This window comes from Brachybacterium sp. AOP25-B2-12, from assembly GCF_052378625.1.
Taxonomy (GTDB): domain Bacteria; phylum Actinomycetota; class Actinomycetes; order Actinomycetales; family Dermabacteraceae; genus Brachybacterium.
In genome coordinates this window covers 1-14,192 of sequence record NZ_JBQSXW010000017.1, presented here as the reverse complement: position 1 = coordinate 14,192, position 14,192 = coordinate 1, and the positions used below count along the sequence as shown (strand labels likewise).

Sequence of the window (14,192 nt, the reverse complement as noted above, 5' to 3'; positions counted from 1 at the left end):
GGGACCGGCGGCGCGCTGACCGGCAATCATCGGCAACAGGCCCCGGGCGTCCCGACGGGGGTCGGACGATGTGCCGATGAGCGCCGACGACGTCACCGTGCATCCCGACCGCCTGCTGCCGGCGGACCCATCCGTCCGCGCCATCGCCCGTGAGCTCTACGGCGAGATGAGCGGGCAGGGGATCGTCTCCCCGCACGGTCACGTCGACCCCCGCCTGCTGCTCGACGACGAGCCGTTCCGCGACCCGACGTCGATGTTCCTCACCCCGGACCACTACGTGACGCGCCTGCTGCACGCGCGCGGCGCCGACCTCGCCGACCTCGGCGTGGGTCGCGGCCCCCTCGACGAGGGCGATGCCCGGGCGGCCTGGCGGATCCTCGCCGAGAACTGGCACGCCTTCGCGGGGACCCCCGTGCGGTTCTGGCTCGAGGACGAGTTCTCGCGGGTGTTCGGGATCGACCATCCCCTGACCCCGGGCACCGCCGACGCCGTCTACGACACGATCGCGACCGCGCTGCCCACCCCGGCCCTGCGGCCCCGCGCCCTGTTCGAGAGCTTCGGGATCCAGGTGCTCGCGACCACCGACGACCCCTGCGACGACCTCTCAGCGCACGCTGCGCTCGCCGCCGACTCGACGCTGCCGGGTCGGGTGCTGCCCACCTTCCGTCCCGACAGGTACCTCGAGCCGCTGCGCCCGGACTTCGTCTCGCTCACCGACGCCCTCGGCGCGGCCGCCGGGGAGGACACCGGCGACTACGACGGGTACATCCGGGCGCTCGAGGCCCGCCGGCGTCACTTCGTCGAGCACGGCGCGGTCTCCGCCGACCACTCGCACGCCGACGTCGGCAGCACGCCGCTGGCTCTGGACGAGGCCCGCCGCATCTACCGCGAGGCACGCGAGGGCGCGGTCCGCGAGGCCGATGCGACCGCGCTGCGCCGCCACATGCTCTTCGAGATGGCCCGCATGTCGAGCGAGGACGGTCTGGTGATGACGCTGCACCCGGGGGTGCACCGCGACCACCACCCCGCCTCCCGCGAGCGCTTCGGCCACGACATCGGCGCCGACATCCCGCGGCCCATCAGCTACGTCGACGACCTCGCGCCGCTGCTGGCGGCCTTCGGCACCGACCCGCGGTTCCGGATCGTCCTGTTCACGATCGACGAGACGGCCTTCTCCCGGGAGCTGGCCCCGCTCGCGGGCTTCTACCCGAGCGTCTACGTGGGCGCGCCCTGGTGGTTCATCGACGCGCCTGATGCGATCCTGCGGTTCCGCCGCGCCGTCTCCGAGACCGTCGGGTACTCCCGGACCAGCGGGTTCATCGACGACACCCGCGCCTTCTGCTCCATCCCGGCCCGCCACGACATGGCCCGCCGCCTCGATGCCCACCACCTCGCCTGCCTGGTCGCCGAGCACCGCATGAGCATCGGCGATGCCGCGCGGATCGCCCGCACCCTGCCCACCGAGCAGCCCTCCCACGTCTTCCGTCTCGACGGGGCCTCCGCATGACCGCGCGCCTGGTCCACCTGGGCATCGGCGCGTTCTCCCGGGCCTTCACGGTCCCGCTCACCCAGGCCGCCGGTGGCTGGGAGGTCGTCGCGTTCACCGGACGCTCCCCGCGGATCGCCGAGGTGCTCACCGCCCAGGACGGCCGCTACGGCCTGGTGGTGCGCGGCCCCGAGACCGACGCCGTGGAGCTGGTCGACGTCATCTCACGGGCGCTGCCCGCGGACGACGCGACGGCCCTCGACGCGCTCCTGGCGGACCCCGAGACCCACGTCGTGACGCTGACCATCACCGAGAAGGGCTACGGCGCGGACCCCGCCGACCCCGACGCCGCCCCCGCGCGCCTCGCGCGCGCCCTGAGGGCCCGTCGTGAGGCCGGGACCGGGGCGCCGATCGCGCTGGTCAGCTGCGACAACCTGGTCGACAACGGCCGCGTGCTCGGCGAGGCGGTGATCGCCGCGATCGCGGCGGCCGGCGACGAGGCGACGGCCGCGTGGTTCCCGGGCCACGTCGACGTCGTCTCCACCATGGTCGACCGGATCACCCCGGCGGCGGGCGTGGCCGAGCAGCGCCTCGCGAGCGCCGAGCTGGGCTTCGAGGACCGGGCCACCGTGGTCACCGAGCCGTTCTGGGAGTGGGTGATCGCCGACGCCTTCCGGGGGCGGCGACCCGCCTGGGAGGGCACGGGCGCGGTGCTCGCCGCCGACGTCGCCGTCCACGAGGCCCGCAAGCTGCGCCTGCTCAACGGCGCCCACACGCTCCTGGCCACCGCGGGACAGCTCGCCGGGCACACCACCGTGCCCGAGGCCGTCGCGGATCCCGCCGTGCTGGGGGCCGTGCGCGCCCTGTGGGCCGAGGCGTCCCGCACGGTGCCGCTGCCCGCCGAGGAGCTGGATCGCTACCAGGACGCCCTCCTGCGGCGCTTCGAGAACGTGCGCCTGGCCGACAGCCTGCGCCGGATCGCGGCCGACGGCACCGAGAAGCTCGCCGTGCGGACCCTGCCCGTGATCGATGAGCTCGGCGGCCCCGAGCAGGCGCCCGGCGAGGTCGCCTCCGTCGCGGCCTGGACGCGATGGGTCACACAGCAGGTGCGAGCGGGCCGGGAGGTGGCCGATCCGCGCACCGCCGAGATCGCCGAGGCCGCACGGATCGACGACGACGCCGAGCGGACGCGTGCCCTCGTGGGGCTGATCGGGGGATCGCTCGTGGATCGCGACGCCCTCGCCGCGGCGGTGCTCGCGGCCGACTGAGGCGGCGGGGTCGTCAGGGGTGCACGCCCGGCCTCAGCGCGAGAAGCGCGGCAGGGAGACGGGCGCGTGCGTGCGCGCCGAGGCGTACAGGCCCGTGATGACCGCGAGCGCGGTGCGGGCCTCGGGGATCCCGACGCGCACGGAGGACCCGGTGCGGATCGCGCGGGCGAGGTCCTCGTACTGGCGCACGTGGGTGGGCTCCGGCTCGGCTGCGTCGGTCGGGGCCGTGGTCACCGCGCCGTCCGGGCCGGGGCTTCCCGTCTCTGAGGCGGCCGGGTGTCCGTGGCCGTCGTCCTGTGCCGCGGAGGCTCCCGGCCGCGCGTCGACCCCGTCGGCCGGCGTGACCACGGCCCGCGGTGCCCGGTCGCGCCGCAGGGTCACCAGCTCGTCGCCCTCGATGATCGCGCTGCCGCGGTCGCCGTGGACCTGCACCCGCACGGACAGCCCTGGCCACGCGGCCGTCGTCCCGTGGATCACGCCGAGCGCCCCGGAGTCGAAGCGCACGCAGCCCACGGCGGTGTCCTCGACCTCGATCCGCTCATGGGAGAGCGTCGCGGTGTACCCGAACACCTCCGTGGGCGTGCCGAGGAAGGAGATCAGCAGGTCGATGGCGTGCACGGACTGGTTCATGAGAGAGCCGCCGCCGTCGAGCGCCCAGGTCCCGCGCCACGCACCGGAGTCGTAGTACTCCTGGCCGCGCCACCACGGGACGGTGGCGACGCCGCTGGTCAGACGGCCGAGCGCGCCCGCGTCGACGGCCTCGCGGACCTCCTCGGTCGCCGGGTCGAAGCGGTGCTGGCTGATGACGGCGGCGATCGTCCCGCTCGCGGCCTGCGCGGCCGCGATCCTCTCCGCAGAGGCGTCGGTGACGTCGATCGGCTTCTCGATCATGACGTGGCGCCCGAGCTCCAGGGCCTGCACCGCGAGGTCCGCGTGCAGCCCGCTGGGCGTGCAGATCGCGACGACGTCGATCCCGGGGACCTCGGCGAGGGCGGCGGGGACGGACGTGGCCCAGGGGACGCCGAACGCCGCGCCCATGCCGCGCGCGCGGTCCTCGGCGACGTCGACCACCGCGCGCAGCGCGAGGCCGTCGGCCAGGCCGACCGCACGGCAGTGCAGCTCGCCGATCACCCCGGCGCCGACCACCGCGACGCCCAGGGGGGCAGCGGCCGGGCTCCGGTCCGGGGCCGGTTTCCGGACCGGGGTCGGGGGCCCGTCGGAGGTCGGCCCGGTGGCGGGGTCCGTGGGTCGTGCGGCGGGGGTCCGCGGGTCGGTCGTCCGGTCGGTCACAGGGGTGCCTCCTGGGTCGTGGTGCCAGCGGCGCGCAGGGCCGGCGCCGGGAATGCATCGGCGAGGGGCCCTGGGGCCGGAATGTCGCGCGGTTCGGGCTAGTCAGGTCGGCGGTGGATCGGACGGGCTTCCCGAGGGTTGCCGGGGGCGCTCAGCGCCCGGTGACCCGCTGGAAGTTGTCGCGGAAGGCCGGAGCCATGCGCTCCTGCCCGGCGTCGGAGAAGTGCAGACCGTCCACGAGGTAGCTCTCGGTGCCGTACCGGCTGATCCACCCCTTCATGGACATGAACGTGACGCCCTCCTCGCGGGCCACCTGCCCCAGGAGGTCGTCCATCGCCCATCGGCGTGCGGCCGCAGGACCATCACTCGAGAGCACTCCGCCCACGATGATCCGCGCCTCCGGGTACCGGCGGTGCAGCTCCCGGATCACCTCGTGGGCCTCGCGGCGCACCCGGGCGTCGTCGCTCAGGTACGTGTCGTTGCCCGAACCGCCGATGAAGATGTACCCGGGGCTGCCCTGGGGGAGGATCCAGCGATCCTCGACCACGCCATCGTGGTACGAGCCATACGGATTGCCCGCGGCGTTCGCGTAGCCGATGCCTCCCATGTGGAAGAACACCGGCTCCAATCCGGACATGGACAGCCCACGACCCACCCAGGACGTGTCGTACACCTGGGAATCACCGATGGTCAGAACGGAGTCCGCGCCCAGGGTGATGTCCGTCTGCACGACCTCCTGCTGACCGTGGTCGAACCCCAGGGAGTCCTTCTCGAAGCGGGTGCTGATGGTCTGGCCGTGCAGTGCGGCGCTGACGGGGAGGCCGTGGGCGGCCCGCTGGGTGCTCCACAGGTCGTAGACCTGGGAGGCCATCGCCACGGCGCCCCGTGCCTCGGTCAACACGACGATCCCCTGGGCGTAGCGTCGCGCCTGCGAGCCGTCGGACAGCAGCCAGGGTGTGCCCTCCGGTGCACCGAGGGACATCGCCACCGCGGCCTCGTCGAGCTCGGCCAGGCGGAATGTCACGAACCGCACCGAGCCGTCGGCCCCCGCGGTCGCCAGCCCGTTCTCGAAGGTCTGCTGGCGTCCCTTCCCGGCGGTCGAGGATGCCGAGGCGGGATAGCCCCAGGCGCCGTTGACACCTTCCGCCTCATCCCAGGCCGCCAGGATCGGCCCCGCGGGGATCGGCCAGGCACCCGTGTCCGGCGACCACGCGATCCGCCCCGACTCGAACTCCTGCGCACTGCCTCCGCGGACCAGGTCGGTGGCCTCGGAAGCGGTCGGGAAGCCCAGGGCACCGCGCTCGGCGCCGTCGGCGAGCCAGCGTTCGTGCACAGGTCCGCCCTCGAGCATCGGGACGGTGTGCGGGGCCCCCGGGGCGTGCACGAGCACCGTCCGCGCGTCGGAGCGCGGGTTCCAGAAGTGCTGGGCCGCGCCACCGCCGGCGAGCGGTGCCTGCTCGTCGGAGGCCGCGCCCCAGGGACCGTCGACGCCACCGGATTCGGCGTGGTCGGTGCGGAACACGCCGTCGACCAGGTGGATCCCGGTCTCCGCCGACCACAGGAGCGTGGCGTGCTCGAAGGACTGCTCGCAGGCGCCGCTCGCGCCGCACCGCTCGGGAGACTGCGGGGCGCCGTAGCGGGCAGGGTCCTGGTCCCAGGTGCCGCCGATCGCACCGGAGACGTGGACGGGGACGGCACCGGCCGCATCGGACCACTGGAGCCGGAAGGTCTGGCCGGTGTGGTCGTCCCGGGTGGGCATCGACCATGTGCCGGCCCCGGGCACCGCGGGCTCGACTGGGCCGATCGGATAGCCGAGCGTGCTGTCCGGGCCGCCGGCATCGAGGTATGCCTGGGAGATCCCGCCGGCCCGCACGTTCACCGCTCCGCTCGCGGGGGACCAGTACATGCGCCCGCGCTCGAAGGTCTGGACGCACCCGTCATCGGGGTGGCCGCACACCTCCAGGTCCGTGGCGCCCCCGAGCTCCTCGCGGACGGCGGCGTGCGCCCGGTAGTACGCGCCGATCTCGCCGACGACCGCGATCGGCCCCGTGGGCAGGGGCGCGACCGGGGGGAGGGCCATCACGCCGACCGTCCCGAGAATCCCGAGCGTCGCGGCGCGCGCGGCTGAGAGGCCGCGGCGCGATCCGCTGGGGGGCAGGGGGTCGGTCACGGTGTCGGGGGGCTTCGGCGTCGAGCGGCGGAACACGGGACCCCCTTCTCGGTGCGCGGTGTCGGCCTGTGGCGGCGGACGGTCCGACGTGGGCTGGGCGGACCGCTACCGCTCGCATGCTTCCGTATCCACGGGGTCCGATGCGAGCCCGACGGCCCGGAACCTTCCCGGACATGACGCACGTCGCGGAGCTGAGGAGGGGTGATCGGTGTGCGGGACCGCCGATCCTCCCGCGGACCGTGGGCCGGGCGCGGTCGTTCCAGGGAGCGGTCCTTCCTGAATGCAGGCCTTCTCGGGGACGGGCCTCAACGGAAGCAGGCTGCCGGGGTCGCCCGGCCTCGCGGATGCCACGGGGAAGGATTCTGCCGGGCGCGGATCCACCACCGGCGGATTCTCCTCCGCCGTCGCCGAGCTCGACCCAGGATCGGGGCATGACCAGTGACGAGAAGCCCACCCCGCCCCCCGACCCGACGGCCGACCGCCTCGCCCACCACCGGGTGCTGCTGCTCGACCGCGAGCTCGACCAGGTCAACGGCGCCCGCCTGTGCGCCGACCTCGTCCTCCTCGCGGCCGAGGACCCCTCCCGCGACATCACCCTGCTCATCAACTCGCCCGGCGGCCTGGTCCCCGCGATGCTCGCGATCGGCGACCTCATGGACGCCGTCCCGTGCGACGTGCGCACCGTCGCGCTCGGGATGGCCTATAGCGCCGGGCAGTTCCTGCTCACCCACGGCACCCCCGGCAAGCGGATGATCCTCCCGCATGGCCAGGTGCTCATGCACCAGGGGTCCGCGGGCTTCGGCGGCAGCGCCCCCGACATCCAGATCCAGGCGCAGGACCTCCGCCGCAACCGTGACCTGCTGATCGCCCTGACGGCGCAGCGCACCGGGCAGAGCGAGGAGACCATCGCCCGGGATTCCGAGCGAGACCGGATCTGGACGGCGCAGGACGCGGTCGACTACGGGTTCTGCGACCGGGTGGTCGGCTCGCTCGACGAGCTCCTGCCGTTCGGGCAGGCGGGTCGGCGCGCGGGGACGACGGGTTTCGATGTCCGCACGAGGCGGGATGGTGGGCCGGGGCCGGGGCCGGGGCCGGGGCCGGAACTGAAGCTGGGGCCGGAACTGGGGCTGGAGCCGGAGCCGGAGCCGGAACTGGGGCTGGAGCCGGAACTGGGGCTGGGGCCAGACGCGCGCTCTGACCGTGGCGCAACGGGGAGCAGGTGGGGGCGATGAGCACGTACACGATCCCCTCGGTGCTCGAACGCACCTCCACGGGCGCCGAGCGCTCCGCCGACGTGTTCTCGCGTCTGCTCAGCGACCGGATCATCTACCTCGGCACTCCCGTCGACGACGGGGTGGCCAACACGGTGATCGCCCAGGTCCTGCACCTCGAGAACGCCTCGCCGGACAACCCCATCCAGGTGTACCTCAATGCCGAGGGCGGCGACCTCCAGGCGGTCCTCGCCGTGTACGACGCCCTCGCCTACGTGCGGTGCGACGTGGCGGTGACCTGCGTGGGCCAGGCCGTGGGGGCTCCGGTGCTGCTGCTCGCGGGAGGCACCCCGGGCCGACGCGCCGTGCTCCCGCACTCCCGGGTGGTGCTGCACCCCCTGCAGGCGAGCGGGCGCGGGGCGGTGCCGGACCTGATCTTGGCCGCGGAGGAGGTCGGCCGGCTGCGCCGGGAGTTCGAGACCCTGCTCGCCGAGTCCACGGGACGCGAGGTCGAGGCGATCGCCGTTGACCTCGAACGGGAACGGGTGCTCGACGCGCCGGCGGCCGTGGACTACGGGATCGCCGACGAGGTCCTGCTCACGCGGCCACGAGGACGGGTCCGGTGAGGCCGTCGGGCGTGTAGGCGCGGGTGATGCCGTGGGCGTTGGCCGGAGTCGGATCCAGCGGTCGTGTCCGGGTGAGGTCGAGGACCGTCTCGGACCGGCAGGCTTCCAGGTGCTCCAGGTGCTCCAGGTGCTCCAGGTGCTCCAGGTGCTCTAGGTGCACGACCGGCACGACGGGCACGACGGGCACGTCAGGGTCGGCCGACTCGACGGGCTGGGCCGGCTCGCCAGGCTCGGCCGGCGCGACCGAGGTCCCGGGCACCGTCGCGGGGTCGGCCATCGCGGAGTGCACCGAGGCGGGGACGAGGGTCGCGGGGCCCGTCGCGGCGAGTTCGGAGGCTTCGAGGTGGACCGCGGTGATCTCGCGCGACGTGGCGTGGACGCCGGCGAGATCGCGTGACGTGGAGTGGGTGGTGGTGAGGTCCCGCGATGAGGCGAAGGGGCCGGGACCCGGGCCCAGGCCGGTTTGCTTCCGGATGCCCGCAGGTCGGAAGGTCTCGGGCTGTGCGACCCCGTGTCGTGCGGCCTCGTCCCGATGAGCCGCCGACCGGGCGATCCGAGCTGCGAGATCGGTGACCTCGAGGCCCAGGGCGCCCGTGATCGCGGCCAGGACCTCCGAGGACGGGTCCTTCCGGCCGCGCTCGACATCGGAGAGATGCTGGATGCTCACGCCGCTCCTGGCTGCGACCTGCGCGAGGGTCAGGCCCTGCGCATGCCGCTCGCGCCGCACCGCGTGGCCCAGCAGTTCGCGGAGGAGGGGCTGCACGGCATCCATGCGGCGAGCCTAGGGGTGACGTGCTCCGACGGCACGGCGCTCTGCCGTGAGCGGAACAGCGAGGGCACGATCACGCGGCCCATCGCCGTGAGCCGCGCCGGGACCGCATGCTCCTGCAGCGCATCTCCGCGATCGGAACCGTGACCACTTGTTCTCCGAGCGCATCACCGTGAGCGGAACCGTGACCACATGATCTGGCGTCGCTCCGCCGCGTGTCGCCCGTGACCGCTCGACGTGACGGTGCATCACCCCGAGCGACCACGGCACTCGTGCACGGGCCTCAGCGAGCCGAGGCGCGGCGGCGGGATCCGGGCGGGCGCGGGTGTCCGGAGCGGTAGGGGCTCCCGCACGGTGCGAAGCACGCCTTCCCGAGGGACCGTGTACACGAAGCGGAGCCCTGTGAGGTCACCTCTGCACCGGTGCAGGGGTGAGGTCACTGGACGCCGGTGAGTGTACGGAAGTCCCCGGGACGGCGCGCATCGGGTCGCGATGACCGTGCCCCGGCATGCGTGCGGCCGAGACGATCCCGCCGAGTCGTGCGTTCGATCGCGACAGCCCCGGGCGGGCACTTCGCCGGACCGACCACGCACTTCGGGCGAGGCCCCTATGCTCACCGGCAGGGCCGTCCGCGCCGGGCGACCATCCCGAAGCACCACGAGGAGCTCGTCATGCCTGCAGGTCTGCACCCCTACCTCAACTTCGACGGCTCGACCCGGGAGGCGCTCGAGTTCTACGGCGCGGCGCTGGGCGGAACGCCCTCCTTCTCGACGTACGGCGAGTTCGGCGCCCTGCCCGCCGATCACCCGGACGCGGGCCGCGTGATGCACGGCGCCCTCGAGGTCACCGACCTCATCAAGGTGTACTCGGCGGACATCCTCGAGGGGATGAGCCCGGGACCCTTCATCGTGGGGACCAACGTGTCCCTGGCGCTCATGGGCGACGACGAGGAGCTGCTGCGCGGCGCCTTCGAGAAGCTCGCCGAGGGCGGGGAGATCGGGATGCCGCTCCAGAAGCAGGTGTGGGGAGACGTCTACGGCCAGGTCCGGGACCGCTTCGGCATCGAGTGGCAGGTCAACATCTCCACCCCGGCGGGCGAGGACGACGGTCCCGAAGCGATCGATTGACGGGTCCGGGCCACGCCCCGCTGCGGCCGGTCAGGCCAAGCCGGACCACGCGACGCCCAACCAAGCCCGGCGAGGCCAAACCGGACCACGCGACACTTGGCCAAGCCCGGCCAGGTCAAACCGGATCATGCGACCTCCGGCCAAGCCTGGCCAGGTCGGGCCAAGCGACGCCGGGCCGGGCCCGGCGTGGCCTCACCGGATCACGCGACCCCCGGCCATGGCCGACCGGGAGCCAATCCTCGGGTGACGCGGCGACCTGCCCTTGACCCTGACGCGACGTCAACCTCTAACGTCGCTCCCATGGAACGGTCGATACAGCAGGTCGCTCGGCTCGTCGGCACCACCAGCCGCACCCTCCGTCACTACGACGAGGTGGGGCTCGTGCCGCCGAGCCGGGTGGGCGGCAACGGCTACCGCTACTACGACGAGCAGGCGCTCGTCCGCCTGCAGCGGGTGCTGCTGCTGCGCGGTCTCGGACTGGGGCTGACGCCCATCGCCCAGGTGCTCGCGCACGAGGGCGACACGGCGTCGGCCCTCTCCGGCCACCTGGCGCTCCTGCGACAGGAGCAGGAGCGACTCGCGCAGCAGCGGCGCTTTGGTCAGAGAGTGGATCGAGGCGGCACGGGCACCCGGGGCGGACCCTGCCGGGACAATCGCCCAGGAGCTCGCGGCGCGCCACGTGGCCTGGTTGGGGTCGATCCCCGGGACGCCGGTCCACGCCCCGGCCGAAGAGGACGCCGTGGCCCGCTACGTCCGGGGCGTGGCGGAGCTGTACGTCGCCGACGAGCGATTCTCCGCGACCTACGGCGGGCCGATCGGCGCCGCCTTCGTGCGGGACGCGCTGCGGGTGCACGTCGACGGGATCTGACGGGACGGTGCCGCGTCACGATGCCGCGTCACGATGCCGTGTCGCGGTGCCGCGGCGCGTCTCGCGGCACCGACCGAGCCCGTCGACGTACGCCAGCGACAACGTCCAGGCACGTCGAATGGCGCCGTCGCCCGCCCCGGTCCGCGATGTCCAGTGACCTCGAACGGCGCCGTGGCCCGCGCCGGTCCTCGACGCCCCGGGATCTTGTGGATCGACCCCGACCCGGGCGGCCGGCCCCGCTGTCGGGCCAACTCTGCCGGCTTCCCGAAGGTCTCGAGGCGGGCGCGGGCGCGGGAGCAGGCGCCGTGCCCGGGCACGGGTCAACCGGTGCGGCCTCCCCTGCCGTCAGGCCAGATCGGCCAGCTTCTCGAAGGCCTCGAGGCGGGCGCGGTAGTAGGCGCCTCGATCGGGCACGGGCTCGACCCGGCGCACGAGCGGGGCCTCGGCGATGTCCGCCCCGTCGAGCTGTTCGAGCGCGAGCAGCGCCGCGCCGCGCATGGTGGACCGTGAGATCGCGATGTGGTCGATGGGGGCCTGGAAGGCGTCGGCCAGGATCTGCAGCCAGGACGGCACCGCGCCGGTCATCCCGCCGGAGAGCACGATCCGCTCCGGCGTCCCACTGACCTCACGCAGCACGTCGGCGATGCGGAGGAACGAGAGCGCGATGCCCTCGACGGCCCCCCGCAGGATCTGCTCGGGGGTGGTCGAGGCGCTGACATGGGCGAAGATCGCGCGGGCGCCGTCACGCCAGCCGGTTCCCCGCTCCCCGGACAGGAACGGCACCACCAGCGGGGTCGCGTCCTCCGGGGCGGCGGTCAGCAGCGACTCGAGGTCGAGGTCCGCGAGGTCCTCCGGGAGCGCGAAGGTGGACCGGACGTAGTCCAGCACACGGCCGCAGTCGCTCATCGCGGAGCCGACGAGGGTGCGGTGCGCATCGACGCGATAGGCCCAGAGGCCCGAGGGCAGCGCAGGGACCTCGGTGTCCACGAGCACCCGGATCGCGCCCGAGGTCGCCGTGGAGATGCCCCAGGTGCGCGCGCCCTGGGCGCCGATGCCGAGGTTCGCGGTGAGGCCGTCCCCGACGACCGGCACCCAGATGGCGCCGGCGAGCTGAGGCAGCTCCGCGGCGAGCGGGGTGCCCGCGAGGGGCACGCCGTCGGACGGATCGCGGGGCCTGCCGAGCTTCTCGGCGTCGATCTGGGCGATCTCGAGGAGCTGCGGCACGTAGGTGCCCTCGCGGCGGTCGAGCATGCCGCCCCAGGCGGCGCCCGCGGTGCCGATCGCGGCCTGGCCGAGCAGGCGGTGCGCGACGTACTCGCCGAGGGCCATGAAGTGCGCGCTGCGGGCGAAGACGTCCGGCTGCTCCGCGCGCAGCCAGAGGAGGCGCGGAGTGAGGTAGCTGGAGTGGATGCGCGCCCCCGTCCGGTCGTGGAGGCCGACGGGGTCCACCAGGTCCCGCAGCGCCGCGGACTGCGCACGGCAGCGGGTGTCAGCGTAGGTGATGCACGGGGTGATCGCGTCGCCCGCGGCGTCGACCGCGACGAGGGAGGACGCGAAGGTGTCCACGCCGATCGCGGAGACCTCGCCGTCGAAGCCGTCGAGGATCACGTGCAGCGCCTCGCGCAGCTCCTCGACCACCTGATCGGCGTCGATCGTCGAGGCGCCGTCGTCCGCGGTGGTGAAGGCGTGCTCGACCTTGTGGTGGCGCTTGCCCACCTCCCGGCCCGTGGCGTCGTACAGCGCGGCGCGCGACCCGCCGGAACCGACGTCGAGGCCGATGACGTACGGCGCGCGGGCGCGGTCGGAGGCGGTCCAGAAGCGAGGGGACATGACGCCACCCTACGGGCGCGTCGGCCGTGGTCGGGAGGGGTTTCGGGAGGTTGCGGGGCCGAAGGGTCCCCGGTGGGCCGGATGGGACCGGGCGCACCCGCCGGGACGTGCCGGGAAGCTGGTCCGGAGGCGCCCCTCAGAACACCGTCACGTCCGTCAGTGCCTCCGCGGAGGTGCGCGCGTGCGCCCGGACCCTGTCGACCAGAAGGCGCACCGCGGGGTTGTCGGCGATGTTCTCGCGCAGCCGCACCTGCAGGCGACGTCGCGGGTTCTCGTCGACGAGACGCAGCGCGGTGACGTCGGCGCGCATCGACTGCGAGATGAGGGACGGCTGGACGGTCACGAACTCGCCGGTCGCGACGAAGCCCAGGATGGCCTGGAAGTCCGGCGGATCCATCGTGACCTGCGGCGTGAAGCCGGCGGCGCGGCAGGCCGAGGCGATGTGCTCGAACCACACGGTGCCCACGGGGTCGTCGTGCGCCCAGGGGAGGCCGGCGAGGTCCCGCAGACGGATCGGCGCCGGGCGGCCGTCGGGGCCCGCGTCCGCCCGGGCGGCGACCGCGAGCGGATGATCTGTCGCGACGATGGCGACGTACTTCTCCTCGAGGACGTCCAGGGTCCGCCACCCGGCGCCGAAGTGCTCGGACACGGAGTCGGTGATGAGGACGTCGCCCAGTTCGTGGGGGGATTCCTCGAGGCTGCAGTGGCGCAGCCGCAGGGTCAGCCCGAGCTCCGGGAAGGCCTCCCGCACCTCCTGTGCGATGCGGGGCACCCAGGTCGCGGCGACCGAGCTGGCGTAGGAGAAGGTGATGACGCCGGTGCGGCCCTGGCGCAGGTCACGGGCGAAACGGTCGAGACGGTCGAGGGCGTCGAGCACCTCGCAGGACTCCGCGGCGAGGGCGCGCCCGGCGGGTGTCACGACGATGCCGCGGCCCGAGCGCTCCACGAGCTCGACCCCCGTCTCCCGACGCAGCGCACCGAGGTGCTGGCTCACGGCCGACGGGGTGTACCCCAGGGCCTCGGCGCTCGCGCGGACGGACCCCGTCTCGACGACGGAGCGCAGGACGCGGAGCTTCACGGGATCGAGCATGACCGGATCGTACGACACGACAGCGGTACTGAACAGTCGAGCAGAAACGTTCGCTTGTCCTTCCGGGTGTGTGGGGCGAGGCTCGTCTCATGAACGCCATCGCCATCGCCATCGTCCTCATCCTGCTCATCGCCGCGCTCGCCGTGGCCATCGCCTCCGCCACCGGCACCCTGGTGGCGCAGGCGAACCTCCGCCGCGCCGGTCTGCGTGAGATCCCCACCGCCGAGAGCCGCCGGCGCGAACTCGCACGGCGCGCGCCGCACCCGAGCCGGGCCGCCGAGCAGGTCTGGGCGGATCCCTCGGTGCCCCTGGCCCAGAGCGTCCTGCCCGAGCGGTGGGAGCACCGCGGGGCCGACGACGACCGGCGACGCGCTCCGTCGGAGCTGCCGCCGAACGCCGCCTTCACCGTGGCCCGGTGACGGGAGCGGATCGCAGCGTTGCGGGGGGGGGGGGCGGG

At 73.9% G+C, this 14,192-nt stretch carries 11 protein-coding genes and 1 pseudogene; 7 read left to right on the top strand and 5 right to left on the bottom strand.

Translation table 11 applies throughout. From position 1 onward, the window contains the following. Positions 1–76: 76 nt before the first annotated feature. Positions 77–1,507 (top strand): glucuronate isomerase, encoded by a 1,431-nt coding sequence (gene uxaC, locus ACT3TZ_RS12080; RefSeq protein ID WP_444583675.1) that lies wholly within the window; start codon positions 77–79, stop codon positions 1,505–1,507. Then, positions 1,504–2,754 (top strand): mannitol dehydrogenase family protein, encoded by a 1,251-nt coding sequence (locus ACT3TZ_RS12075; protein ID WP_444583674.1) that lies wholly within the window; start codon positions 1,504–1,506, stop codon positions 2,752–2,754. Before uxaC ends, ACT3TZ_RS12075 begins: the two co-directional genes overlap by 4 nt. Before the next feature lie 33 nt (positions 2,755–2,787). Here the strand turns inward: ACT3TZ_RS12075 and ACT3TZ_RS12070 are convergent, their stop codons facing one another. Together ACT3TZ_RS12070 and ACT3TZ_RS12065 are read right to left on the bottom strand one after the other, a co-directional pair. Further along, positions 2,788–4,044, bottom strand: coding sequence for a Gfo/Idh/MocA family protein (locus tag ACT3TZ_RS12070; RefSeq protein ID WP_444583673.1), 1,257 nt, complete (start codon positions 4,042–4,044; stop codon positions 2,788–2,790). A 151-nt stretch (positions 4,045–4,195) separates the two neighbouring features. Next, positions 4,196–6,124 (bottom strand): GDSL-type esterase/lipase family protein, encoded by a 1,929-nt coding sequence (locus ACT3TZ_RS12065; protein WP_444583672.1) that lies wholly within the window; start codon positions 6,122–6,124, stop codon positions 4,196–4,198. 521 nt (positions 6,125–6,645) lie between these two features. Between ACT3TZ_RS12065 and ACT3TZ_RS12060 the strand changes: the two genes are divergently transcribed. Beyond that, positions 6,646–7,446, top strand: a complete 801-nt coding sequence (locus ACT3TZ_RS12060; RefSeq protein WP_444583671.1) for an ATP-dependent Clp protease proteolytic subunit — start codon at positions 6,646–6,648, stop codon at positions 7,444–7,446. Further along, positions 7,443–8,051: a ClpP family protease gene (locus tag ACT3TZ_RS12055; RefSeq protein WP_444583670.1), complete on the top strand. Its 609-nt coding sequence runs from the start codon at positions 7,443–7,445 to the stop codon at positions 8,049–8,051. The genes ACT3TZ_RS12060 and ACT3TZ_RS12055 overlap by 4 nt, the downstream gene beginning before the upstream one ends. On the opposite strand, the gene ACT3TZ_RS12050 is transcribed toward ACT3TZ_RS12055, so the two are convergent. Next, positions 8,023–8,823 (bottom strand): helix-turn-helix domain-containing protein, encoded by an 801-nt coding sequence (locus tag ACT3TZ_RS12050; protein WP_444583669.1) that lies wholly within the window; start codon positions 8,821–8,823, stop codon positions 8,023–8,025. The genes ACT3TZ_RS12055 and ACT3TZ_RS12050 overlap by 29 nt on opposite strands. Before the next feature lie 668 nt (positions 8,824–9,491). On the opposite strand from ACT3TZ_RS12050, the gene ACT3TZ_RS12045 reads away from it, so the two are divergent. Beyond that, entirely contained in the window at positions 9,492–9,947 is a 456-nt protein-coding gene (locus ACT3TZ_RS12045) for a VOC family protein (protein WP_444583668.1), read from the top strand. Between the two features lie 300 nt (positions 9,948–10,247). Next, positions 10,248–10,815 (top strand): annotated as a pseudogene (locus tag ACT3TZ_RS12040) (MerR family transcriptional regulator). Between the two features lie 345 nt (positions 10,816–11,160). On the opposite strand, the gene ACT3TZ_RS12035 reads toward ACT3TZ_RS12040, so the two are convergent. Together ACT3TZ_RS12035 and ACT3TZ_RS12030 are read right to left on the bottom strand one after the other, a co-directional pair. After that, the gene (locus ACT3TZ_RS12035) at positions 11,161–12,645 is read right to left on the bottom strand and encodes a gluconokinase (protein WP_444583667.1); all 1,485 of its coding nucleotides are present in this window, start codon (positions 12,643–12,645) and stop codon (positions 11,161–11,163) included. 136 nt (positions 12,646–12,781) lie between these two features. Further along, positions 12,782–13,735: a LysR family transcriptional regulator gene (locus ACT3TZ_RS12030; protein WP_444583666.1), complete on the bottom strand. Its 954-nt coding sequence runs from the start codon at positions 13,733–13,735 to the stop codon at positions 12,782–12,784. 89 nt (positions 13,736–13,824) lie between these two features. Between ACT3TZ_RS12030 and ACT3TZ_RS12025 the strand changes: the two genes are divergently transcribed. After that, the gene (locus tag ACT3TZ_RS12025) at positions 13,825–14,154 is read left to right on the top strand and encodes a hypothetical protein (RefSeq protein WP_444583665.1); all 330 of its coding nucleotides are present in this window, start codon (positions 13,825–13,827) and stop codon (positions 14,152–14,154) included. Positions 14,155–14,192: the final 38 nt, after the last annotated feature.

What these genes read in the sequence shown, in the direction of transcription:
- ACT3TZ_RS12050 (WP_444583669.1), bottom strand. Translation starts at nt 8,823, where the DNA reads ATGGATGCCGTGCAGCCCCTCCTCCGCGAACTGCTGGGCCACGCGGTG.
- ACT3TZ_RS12075 (WP_444583674.1), top strand. Translation starts at nt 1,504, where the DNA reads ATGACCGCGCGCCTGGTCCACCTGGGCATCGGCGCGTTCTCCCGGGCC.
- ACT3TZ_RS12065 (WP_444583672.1), bottom strand. Translation starts at nt 6,124, where the DNA reads ATGGCCCTCCCCCCGGTCGCGCCCCTGCCCACGGGGCCGATCGCGGTC.
- ACT3TZ_RS12055 (WP_444583670.1), top strand. Translation starts at nt 7,443, where the DNA reads ATGAGCACGTACACGATCCCCTCGGTGCTCGAACGCACCTCCACGGGC.
- ACT3TZ_RS12035 (WP_444583667.1), bottom strand. Translation starts at nt 12,645, where the DNA reads ATGTCCCCTCGCTTCTGGACCGCCTCCGACCGCGCCCGCGCGCCGTAC.
- ACT3TZ_RS12060 (WP_444583671.1), top strand. Translation starts at nt 6,646, where the DNA reads ATGACCAGTGACGAGAAGCCCACCCCGCCCCCCGACCCGACGGCCGAC.
- uxaC (WP_444583675.1), top strand. Translation starts at nt 77, where the DNA reads ATGAGCGCCGACGACGTCACCGTGCATCCCGACCGCCTGCTGCCGGCG.
- ACT3TZ_RS12045 (WP_444583668.1), top strand. Translation starts at nt 9,492, where the DNA reads ATGCCTGCAGGTCTGCACCCCTACCTCAACTTCGACGGCTCGACCCGG.
- ACT3TZ_RS12030 (WP_444583666.1), bottom strand. Translation starts at nt 13,735, where the DNA reads ATGCTCGATCCCGTGAAGCTCCGCGTCCTGCGCTCCGTCGTCGAGACG.
- ACT3TZ_RS12025 (WP_444583665.1), top strand. Translation starts at nt 13,825, where the DNA reads ATGAACGCCATCGCCATCGCCATCGTCCTCATCCTGCTCATCGCCGCG.